Source organism: Gracilimonas mengyeensis, from assembly GCF_900182705.1.
GTDB classification, from domain to species: Bacteria; Bacteroidota; Rhodothermia; order Balneolales; family Balneolaceae; genus Gracilimonas; species Gracilimonas mengyeensis.
The window spans coordinates 167,463-177,742 of the sequence record NZ_FXTP01000013.1; the positions used below are offsets into that span (position 1 = coordinate 167,463).

The window sequence follows — 10,280 nt, forward strand, 5'->3', positions numbered from 1 at the left end:
AAACAAGTGTGACCGAACTTCGTCCGCGTCCGCTTTGAAACGCATTGTTAGGGCGAGGCAGGTAAAACCAACGACGAAAACTGAACAACCACCGCCGGCTTATAAGCCAAAAATGCTGGAACTAAGCGACAGGCGCACGGGAAAGAGCCCGCGAAGGATGGCCGAGAAGGCAAAGCGCCACACCTTTAAAAGAGAAAAAATTCAGAATCGATTACGTGGCGCCCCGACGCTTGGGAAAACCTACGAAGAGGCAAACCAAACCAACGACTAGAACCGATTACCTGCCCAAAAAATTACCACCTCCTGGAAGGCACATTTTTTTACCAGAAAGTGATGCGCCTGACGCGCCCTAACGACCCAGCGTTTAAACGGCGCGGGGATTATGATTTTATTTTGAAATAGCGAAATTAAATCCTGGCAATCAAGTTTCCATCGCACCCCGTCCGCGTCCGATTTAAAACGCCTTGTTAGGCATTACTCAGACATTTTACAGATAAGCTAATATATGTCTGAATAAAAAATTGGGGAGAAGAGCACTCTCCCCAATAACTATTACATTTGGATTTCTATCTCAGTGGCCAGATCAAGCCCATCAGCTACTATATCAAATATATCACTATTACTGGTTTCACTAATGACGATTACACCATTATTATTTTTGGTTGCCTCTTCTAACATATCGATGCTAACACCAGCAAACCAAACGATAGGGTCAAAGGTGACTTCGGCAATAACGTTCATGCCGGAATCGAAAGTAACCGTTCCTTCCCGCTCAACTTCGAAGGTTTCCCCGGAATTGAACTCAAATCGAATGGGATGGGATTGGTTATTACTGTCCTCAAAGGTACCCTCAATAACCACCGAAGGTGTATTATCTTCATCACGCAATTCAAGTTCCACTCTGCTTTCGACAAAGGTTCCAACAGGTAATTCGAGATCACTTAAATCGGGAGAGGTTTCTCCAGTTGCAAAATCAATGTTCACGATTTGCTCAATGTTTACTTCTACTGAGTCACCTCCATCGTTCTCAACTTCAAACTGTATTTGGGTGAGTGTAATTGTTCCACTTGAGAATGTGAGGGAATTTGCCAGGCTTTGGGACGAAGCTTTTGAAAGGCTTGATGTACTAGTGTTTGTGCTGAAATTTATATCAATGGTAGGGGAATCACCACTGTCGCTCGAACTTGAACAAGCAGAAAAAATAGTCAAAGTTCCAACTAACAAACATAACAACATGCTTTTTGAAATTTTCATAGTAAATATATTTAGTATTAATTTTTTATTTGAACGTTCTACAAAGAGGTTTGTTCCTTAAAGTTGTTACTAAATTGGAGGCATTTATATGATACCACCTGTTTAGAGGAGTGCCTAACGGCCCAGCGTTTAAACGGCGCGGGGATTATAATTTAGTTGAAGTAGCAAAATTAATTCCTTAGAAACAAGTGTGACCGAACTTCGTCCGCGTCCGCTTTGAAACGCATTGTTAGGGCGAGGCAGGTAAAACCAACGACGAAAACTGAACAACCACCGCCGGCTTATAAGCCAAAAATGCTGGAACTAAGCGACAGGCGCACGGGAAAGAGCCCGCGAAGGATGGCCGAGAAGGCAAAGCGCCACACCTTTAAAAGAGAAAAAATTCAGAATCGATTACGTGGCGCCCCGACGCTTGGGAAAACCTACGAAGAGGCAAACCAAACCAACGACTAGAACCGATTACCTGCCCAAAAAATTACCACCTCCTGGAAGGCACATTTTTTTACCAGAAAGTGATGCGCCTGACGCGCCCTAACATATTAATATGCGGCAGGGGGTATCTTATGAGACGTCGTATAAGATCCGGAAATCATCCATTTAAAGGCCCTGACACATCTTTTAATTTCTTATGCGAAGAGAATGTCGCATAACCCCGTCAAATAAAATCTATTTTTTTTGTAAGGACTTGCCTTTTCATCGCTCTCACAATATAGCAACATTAACAACTTTTGCAATAGCGTTATGGGCAAATCTAAATTATTACAGCGTGTTAGAGAAGAAATAAGAAGACGAAACTACAGCTATCGAACGGAACAGGCTTATACTAACTGGATTATCAGGTATATTCGCTTTCACGGAACGGTACACCCTAAAAAAATGGGGGACAAAGAGGTTGAACAGTTCCTAAATGATCTTGCAAATAACAAAAATGTAGCAGCAAGCACCCAAAATCAAGCACTTTCAGCCTTACTCTTCTTATACAAAAATGTGCTGGGTCGGGATGGATTAGAGCTTGATAACCTGAAACGAGCAAAGAAACCCCGAAAATTACCCGTGGTACTTTCTCATAAAGAAGCGATGATGATTTTACAACACCTCAGCGGTCGCACTCTCCTGATATGCGAACTTCTCTACGGCAGTGGTATTCGGATTTCGGAATGCTTGCGGCTAAGAGTGCAGGATGTAGACTTCGAAAACGGGCAGCTATGGGTTCGATCAGGAAAAGGAAATAAAGACCGGGTAAGTTTATTGCCACAGAAATGTATTCCAAAACTTCGTCGTCAAATAGAAAAAGTGAAAGCTCTTCACAAAAAAGATCTGGCTGAAGGATATGGAAAAGCACTGCTGCCAAAAGCCCTGGCTCGGAAATATCCCGGTGAGCAAATGAGCCTGGGTTGGCAATACCTGTTTCCCTCATCGGTACTCTCAAAAGATCCCCGAACTAAATTAGAACATCGACATCACATCTCAAGCCGACAGGTACAGAGAAAATTGAAGAATGCCCTGGCCAAAACCAATATTGAGAAAAAAGTGACCTGCCATACCTTCAGGCATTCTTTTGCAACCCAATTACTCAAAAGTGGCTACGACATCCGCACCGTCCAGGAACTCCTCGGCCACAAAAACCTCAAAACTACTATGATCTACACCCACGTCATAAACAAAGGCGGCAACTATATCAAAAGCCCGGTGGATGTCTTATAGATCGCCGCTCGCTAGTCGCAACTCGATCTATCGAATATCTGTTAAAAACAGTTTATCAGCCGTAAAGGCCTGTCCAACAATTACCAGCACTAATTATAAAGTTTACAGAAAGCCACTTCCAACAGGTTAGCGAGTGATCGATTAGCGATTTGCGATTTGCGATTTGCGAAGCTACCAATGTAGTCACCAAAGCGTCCCCTTGCCCTGCGGCGCTGCCAAAGAGTTGATTATCAAAAAGGGGAGCCGGAGGGAAAGGGACAGGGTTAGGGTCTTGATACGAACAGGCATAAAGTTCATCATTTACAGTAAAACTCCTATCATTTTGAACCATGATTCACGGGATTAAAGGATGAACAGGATTTTAAATCTTCCAATCCTGCCAAATCCAGTTCAAAAGAAAAACACTTCAAAATTCAATATTGAATGTTCACTATTCAATATTCTATTGCGGCGGTTGCAGGTCAATGTAGGTGGGTTCGTTCCGGTCTAATACAATCCGGCCATCCTCATACTTTAGCTCCACAACCTGTATCGAGCTTCGGCGTTCCTGGTAGGGATCATTTCCAGAGGCGGATTCCGTCCGACCCGGATGGGTGAAGTAAAACAAGTAGGCCCGGCCATTATTAATAAGCACATCGGGATGCTGCCCGGCAACCTGGTCATCCTCACCGGTTCCCGGTTCCTGAAGAAGGTTTCCGGGGATACGCTCCCAAGAAAGCAGGTCATCTGACTTATACAAAGCCAAGCCGTCCCACACATCCGTCACCATCCAATATTGATCTTTCCATTGAAATACATTGGGTCCCTCGCCGGCCTGGTCGCCTACGGCTTTGCCTTTGTCTTCCCATTCATAAAGATCTTCGCTGTCGGCATAATAGATGGCTTTGTTATCCACTTCATTGTTATACCACATGCGCCAGCTTCCGTCGGGTAACTGCATCACGTTGGCGTCAATCACCCGGTTCGAGGCCAGGTCCAGCGTAGACTGGTATTCCCAGTCTATGAGGTTTTCACTGGTCAGGTGAATGATGTCCCTAGGATGACTCCAGTTATCAAAAACCCCGGGCACGTAAGTCAGGTACATGTGGTATAGCCCTTCATGTTCGATCACGTCGGGCGCCCAATGCGTTTCGGTATAAGGGGAGGGGATGTTGCTGGTGCCCCGGTATTCCCAGGTAGCACCGCCATCGGTGGATTCGGAAATCCCAATGCGCGTTCCATGCACCCAGGTTACCCCGTCAAGCCCTTCGGTGTTGGCCCTGCGATTGGTGTACACCATAAACCACTTTTTCTCCTCCTGATTCCATATCACCACGGGATCGGCAGCTCCGTCATAGACAGGGTCACGGAACAGTGGCTTGTCGGCGGGCTCGTCTGCTTTTTCTGTTTCCTGCGTGCAGGCGGTAAAGGGGATCAAAAACAGGAAGAATACAATCAGGTAACGGGACATTGAATTATTCTTTATTTAAAATGGAATGGAGGTTTTTATTATGAGCTTACTATTTGCTGCTATCTAAAACAAATAAGAATAAAAAACTTTGGCATAGTTTACGAACCAAAATATGAGGATTGAGAAAAGACTACTGTCATCGTATAGAAAACATTCTTCTAAAATTCATCCTTGCTTAAGTGTGGCGGACACACTTTATTAGTATCTACCTTAACGTAATGGCTTGTAAGTGATTGGAGTCAGATAGCCTTGCCATTCTGCGGAAATATATCAACCACCTAAGTTAGGATATTATGAAAAAGATAGTACTGTTTGTCCTGTTTGCATTGCTCACCTTTCAATTACAAGCTCAACAAGAGGAACAGGAGGCGCCGCCGGCACTCAGGCTGGATCAGGGGATGACAGAGCTGGAGACACCGGGCTTCAATCTAAAGCTGGTAAAGGCCTCGCAAACTATTGCCGCACTGCAGCCCAAAGGTGAGGAGGGGTTTGACTTCACCCCGGCAGGAGAACTGCAGAACCGCGCTGAAAATGAATATTACCACCTGGGCGATCTGACCCTGAGATTACGAATGGAAGGCTCCAAACAATGGCAACAGTTTTCTACTGCTGAGAACCGGGTTCCGGTTACATCTTTAGAGGTTTCGGGGGATATGCTTGCGGCGGCAGATATTTCAAACACTTTGGGGGCCGGATTCCCTATACAAGCCAAACGCTATTGGGAAACGGAGGCGGGAACATTAGTGCTTCGGTTTGAAATCAAAAACACCACCGGTCAGCAGATCGAGATCGGGGCTCTTGGCATTCCCATGGTCTTTAATAATATCCTCACCGGCAAAGACCTGGACACTGCCCATGCTTTGTGTTCTTTTTATGATCCTTATATCGGGCAGGATGCCGGCTATCTGCAGGTAACACGTCTCAATGGGCATGGACCAGCCTTGCTGGTAACACCTGGCGAAAACACACCTTTTGAAGCCTATAAGCCCCTCAATGAAGATAAAACCCAACGGCAGATTACCTTCGAGGGCTTTTATGAATGGATGGTGCACAGCAAAGCCTACGTTGAAAATGAGTGGAGTGCCGCCGAGCCGTGGAATCCACCAACTTCCGAAATATTGAATCCCGGCGAAACCAGGAATTACAGTCTCAAATTTGTACTCTCCGATAGCATCCGGGATATAGAATCAACTTTGATTGAACAGGAAAGGCCGGTGGCAGTAGGCCTGCCGGGCTACGTATTGCCGATGGATCAAACCGGGAATTTATACCTGAATTATCATAGCGAAGTAAGCTGGATTGATGTGGAACCGGCCGGCTCCGTGGTGTTAAAGAAAAAGGAAGATACGCCCAACGGCTGGAAGTCGTATGAGGTGCGTGGCAAATCATGGGGCCGAAGCCGTGTGACGATCCATTATGAGAATGGGGTATCCCAATCCATTAACTATAAAACCATTAAGCCGGAAATGCAGGTAGTGGATGATGCCGGCCGTTTTCTCACCACGGAGCAGTGGTTTGATCAACCGGATGATCCCTTTAACCGAACGCATTCGGTGATCAGCTATGATTACGGGAAAAACGAACAGGTCACAGAAGACAATCGGGCGTGGGTAGCGGGGCTAAGTGACGAAGGCGGGGCCGGCTCATGGGTAGCGGCTATCATGAAGCAGGTGATACAGCCCGAAAAAGAAGAAATTGAAAAAATGGAACTGTTTGTAGATGATGTGGTATGGGGTGGTCTGCAGCACAGCGATGGTGAACATAAATATGGTGTCCAAAAGAGTTTATTCTACTATGAACCGGATTCCATGCCCGAGGGTACATACAGTGAAGAGGTTCCTTATGGCGGATGGTCCAGCTGGGATACCGAAGGGGCGGCTGACTTGGGCCGGTCGTATAATTATCCGCACGTGGCTGCATTGCATTGGGGTTTATATCGCCTGTCCCGAAACTACGAAGGCTATGTGGACAATCACGAATGGGAGTGGTATTTGGAGCGAGCCTATCAAACGGCAGAGGCCATGATGGAATTCGCCCCTCATTATGCGCAGTATGGACAGATGGAAGGAACAGTATTTCTTAAAATCCTGATGGATTTAAAACGCGAAGGATGGACCGAACAGGCGGAGAAACTTGAAGCTACCATGCGGGCCCGGGCAGAAGTCTGGCGGTCGCTTGGTTTCCCTTTTGTAAGTGAGATGCCCTGGGATTCTACCGGACAGGAAGAAGTGTATGCCTGGTGCCGTTATTTTGGCTTTGATGCAAAAGCGTTGGTGACACTTAACGCCATTCTTGGCTATATGCCCACCGTTCCTCATTGGGGATATAACGGAAGTGCCCGCCGTTACTGGGATTTCCTTTTTGCCGGAGAGCTATCCCGCATTGAGCGGCAGCTTCATCATTATGGTTCCGGACTGAATGCCATCTCGGTGCTTCATGAATACCGGCTGAATCCTGATGATATGTACCTGCTAAGAGTCGGTTACGGAGGACTTCAGGGGTCCATCGCCAATATTACCGAGGATGGATTTGGCGCTTCCGGCTTCCATGCCTATCCCTCTACTTTGAGGATTGATTATCTCTCCGGAGATTATGGGCAGAACTTCTTTGGACATGCTATCAATACCAGTTCTTACCTGGTGAACCATCCCGAATTTGGATGGCAGGCTTTTGGCGGGAATATCGAAGAGGAAGATGGATGGGTGACTATGAATCCACTGAATTCTTCAAGAAACCGTGTGTACTTGTCTGAAGTGGGGTTATGGCTCACCCTGGATGCCGGGAAATTTGAAAGCGTTGCACTTAACACAGAAACCGGGGAGGTTCAACTTACCTTTGAATCTGCTACAGCCAATGCACCCAATGCCAGACTACGCGTAGAGCAACCGGCCGACATCAGTGGGGTGGACACATACCAGCCGAATGAAGACCTTGAGGAGGAGAGAGGGGCTTATGTAATACCACTTTCTGCCGGGGATAATGTGATTACTCTAAGCGAATAATGATGTAATCTAATCACCAACAAAAAGCATGTCATTCAGAGCGAAAGCGAAGAATCTGAGCCAGAAAATACTTACCAACTTGCTACGGCATATTGCACACGGAATCACTGGTAATGTTGTATAAGAGATTGGGCAATGAAGCTCCGCAAAATGCAAGGTCCTTCGGCGATAGCCTCTGGATGACTGGATTTTGGGGATTGATAAATTGTTGCAGATGCCAAGTAATTGGACTACAAAAGCTAACCAAAAGGACCCCGAATGGGGTCAAACAAAAATAGCCTCGGGTAAGCCTGTCCGGGCCCCCGTTTACGGGGAAGCACTGGAGCAACCCGGGGTAAAGAAGCCCAAAATATCCAAGCTTCGCCCCATTGATGATAGAGAAAAAACGTCAGGCGAAGCTTTGGCAATACATGTTAAAATGGAGATAGTTAATTTAGATCTATCCATCAGGCACCACATTGAAATTATAAGGCCAGTCATTCAGAGCGAAAGCGAAGAACCTAAGCCAGAAAATGCTTACCAACCTGCTACGGCATATTGCATACGGAATCACTGGAAATGTTAGATAAGAGATTGGTCAATGTTGCTCCGCAAAATGCAAGATCCTTCGGCGGTAGCCACAGAATGAACCCGAATGGAGGGGCAACACAAATAGTTCAGAGGTAACCTTTCAGTATTTCCTTTATCAAACCAAAACCATCGGATTCCTCTTCGTGAACTCGTTGGTATTTTCCTTATACTTTTAGAATCAATAATAATGTTGCAGGCTATAGAAGGAAACACGCTTGAATTACGATTTCGAAAAACGACCTAACCACATTTTTCTCGGGGTAGAGTCCAGCTTTACGCTGATTGATTTCATACTATTCTTCTTCAGCTTCATCCTTGGATTTATTTTTGCGCTGTTCTTCCTGATTTTCGCCGTAGCGGTACTTCAAAAGATTTTCTCTCGCTACGAGTTTGAGTTCAATACCGACGACTACACCATCACCCGCTACTATCGATTCTTCAGTTATTTCCGGTTCAAAAGAGAAAAAATTGGTTTTGGAGAAGTAGATGAAATCCTGCTTAGTAATTTTGAAAGTGGAAAGGCTCTTTTTACCCGGGGCATGAAATCCAAAGAATGGTTTACCCTTGATATCCGCACCAAAAACGGATACATGCGTCTGATCAAAACAGAAGAAGATGAGCTGGAAGAACTCTATGAACTGTACGAGTTGCTGGAGGAAAAACTGGAGCTATATTTTAGTTTTCGTATGGAATTTCTTGGTGACGGTGAATCGGATTTTTAAAAAACAGCTTAGGTAAAGAGTTGTTCATTAATTGTTGGATTTTCTGTGTTTATTGCAATAGGTTTAGGGATAGAAAGTACAGTTAGGTTTTATGTTCACATACAATTTTTCGGGAGCTGATAAATTCCTTTAAACAGCACTTTTTTTGGGGCAGATTTACGATGCTTAATTGTCATATCTGTTGAAATCGTAAGTTTTTTATCTAAAGACACCGTTTTTTTCAGCAGTCGGTGTTTAAGGTCATGAATATAAATAGAAGGTTTTTCGAGACTTAAATATCAAAAAAATATTATGAAACATTTTTATATACCTTTTCTAACTATAATTTTCATTTCTTTATCAATTACTTCATATGCGCAGTCCACTCTGGGAATTAAGCAGTGGAATAAAAACGATTTTGCTGGTTCATTAGAAGTCGAAGATATTAGATTCCAACAGGAGGAATCTATAAATGACTTTACATCTGCTTCCTACAACAATTATCAAAGCACAGATACGGTTATGAATCGTGAGGCTACTACCTCATTAACTGCCGGATATATGTCAGACAGTTATAATCTTGAGATGGATAATGGTAGTAAACGGTTCGCTTTTGACGGGGAGCTCACCGCATTAATGCTTAGTTCAAATTCAGCCTCGCTTACCCTCAGTTACGGTTTAGCAGATGCAAAAGAACATGACAGTGATATTAGAAGTATTGCTGCTGACTTAAGTTTAGGAGGGAACAGCACCATTTTTGATGATCTCTTCGGGCTCCCTTTAAGTGCATATATCCCAATTCGTGCAAACTTAGGTTACAGAAGTTTGACGCTTGTTGATGTTGATGAGGAGTATGACAAGGTAAACATGGGAAATGCAAATTTAGGGCTTGGAGTAGGTTCATCAATACGTTTGCCAACTAATTTGCCAATTATAGAAAATAACCTCACTGGTTTTGTATCTATAGTTCGGTCGGTTGGTATCATTGGGGATATGTCCAGTGCTGCAGAATCAGGTGGTTTCCAGGAAAGTCCCGAAACTGGAGATCCTGTATTAGAAGGTATTAGATATACACGTGGTACAGACTTTAATCTTGAAGGAAAACTTGAGCGTCTTTTAGGAGAAAAAACCGGGGTTACCGTCGGCATTACTATGCGTTGGATGAGTTGGACTAATGAAAAAGCTGAAGGCTTAGGAGAAATTACAGACGTAATAGCAGGAAATGCAGACAATATAGATTTGCGGTCCAAACAATACTTATTTAGGGTAGGTATAAATTGGTAAATTGAATACCTGTTTTGGTTTGATAAAGCGAGGCCTTGTTTTAAAATTCAGGCACTCGCTTTTTTATTGGTCCCAACCGAGAGTTTAAAACCCTACACTTTGAGAGCAGTACTTCAGTATTGGGAAGAAATCTAATGCTAAAATCATAGGGTCATCCTATGCTTGGGAAAGAAAGTGAGATGGCAGATATTTCACTAAATAAAGGCGGTGGAAGGGCAGATACACAGTTGTTGGTCATTGAGCCAAAGAGCTCGTTCAGAATGATTGACCTGCCATCTTCCACACTATGATCATGAACAGTTCAGTAGGCCCTGG

7 protein-coding genes are annotated in these 10,280 nt (G+C 44.5%); 5 read left to right on the plus strand and 2 right to left on the minus strand.

Annotated elements, in window-relative coordinates:
• Nucleotides 1–552: 552 nt before the first annotated feature.
• Nucleotides 553–1,254, minus strand: coding sequence for a hypothetical protein (locus FN815_RS14920; RefSeq protein WP_142455447.1), 702 nt, complete (start codon nucleotides 1,252–1,254; stop codon nucleotides 553–555).
• A gap of 741 nt (nucleotides 1,255–1,995) precedes the next feature.
• Here FN815_RS14920 and FN815_RS14925 point away from each other — a divergent pair.
• The gene (locus tag FN815_RS14925; protein WP_142455448.1) at nucleotides 1,996–2,958 is read left to right on the plus strand and encodes an integron integrase; all 963 of its coding nucleotides are present in this window, start codon (nucleotides 1,996–1,998) and stop codon (nucleotides 2,956–2,958) included.
• 442 nt (nucleotides 2,959–3,400) lie between these two features.
• Here the strand turns inward: FN815_RS14925 and FN815_RS14930 are convergent, their stop codons facing one another.
• Nucleotides 3,401–4,408 (minus strand): glycoside hydrolase family protein, encoded by a 1,008-nt coding sequence (locus FN815_RS14930; RefSeq protein ID WP_142455449.1) that lies wholly within the window; start codon nucleotides 4,406–4,408, stop codon nucleotides 3,401–3,403.
• Between the two features lie 293 nt (nucleotides 4,409–4,701).
• Here FN815_RS14930 and FN815_RS14935 point away from each other — a divergent pair, with 293 nt between their 5' ends.
• The 4 genes from FN815_RS14935 to FN815_RS19255 all read left to right on the plus strand — a co-directional run bounded on the left by FN815_RS14935 (nucleotide 4,702) and on the right by FN815_RS19255 (nucleotide 10,255).
• Nucleotides 4,702–7,410, plus strand: coding sequence for a DUF5695 domain-containing protein (locus FN815_RS14935; protein WP_142455450.1), 2,709 nt, complete (start codon nucleotides 4,702–4,704; stop codon nucleotides 7,408–7,410).
• 785 nt (nucleotides 7,411–8,195) lie between these two features.
• Complete coding sequence (locus tag FN815_RS14940; protein ID WP_142455451.1) at nucleotides 8,196–8,702, plus strand: hypothetical protein; 507 nt, start codon at nucleotides 8,196–8,198, stop codon at nucleotides 8,700–8,702.
• Between the two features lie 291 nt (nucleotides 8,703–8,993).
• Complete coding sequence (locus tag FN815_RS14945; RefSeq protein ID WP_142455452.1) at nucleotides 8,994–9,965, plus strand: hypothetical protein; 972 nt, start codon at nucleotides 8,994–8,996, stop codon at nucleotides 9,963–9,965.
• A 158-nt stretch (nucleotides 9,966–10,123) separates the two neighbouring features.
• Complete coding sequence (locus FN815_RS19255; protein WP_281286808.1) at nucleotides 10,124–10,255, plus strand: hypothetical protein; 132 nt, start codon at nucleotides 10,124–10,126, stop codon at nucleotides 10,253–10,255.
• Nucleotides 10,256–10,280: the final 25 nt, after the last annotated feature.

Excerpts from the sequence above, each read along its gene's own strand:
- FN815_RS14920 (WP_142455447.1), bottom strand. The coding sequence starts at position 1,254 with ATGAAAATTTCAAAAAGCATGTTGTTATGTTTGTTAGTTGGAACTTTG.
- FN815_RS14925 (WP_142455448.1), top strand. The coding sequence starts at position 1,996 with ATGGGCAAATCTAAATTATTACAGCGTGTTAGAGAAGAAATAAGAAGA.
- FN815_RS14930 (WP_142455449.1), bottom strand. The coding sequence starts at position 4,408 with ATGTCCCGTTACCTGATTGTATTCTTCCTGTTTTTGATCCCCTTTACC.
- FN815_RS14935 (WP_142455450.1), top strand. The coding sequence starts at position 4,702 with ATGAAAAAGATAGTACTGTTTGTCCTGTTTGCATTGCTCACCTTTCAA.
- FN815_RS14945 (WP_142455452.1), top strand. The coding sequence starts at position 8,994 with ATGAAACATTTTTATATACCTTTTCTAACTATAATTTTCATTTCTTTA.
- FN815_RS19255 (WP_281286808.1), top strand. The coding sequence starts at position 10,124 with ATGCTTGGGAAAGAAAGTGAGATGGCAGATATTTCACTAAATAAAGGC.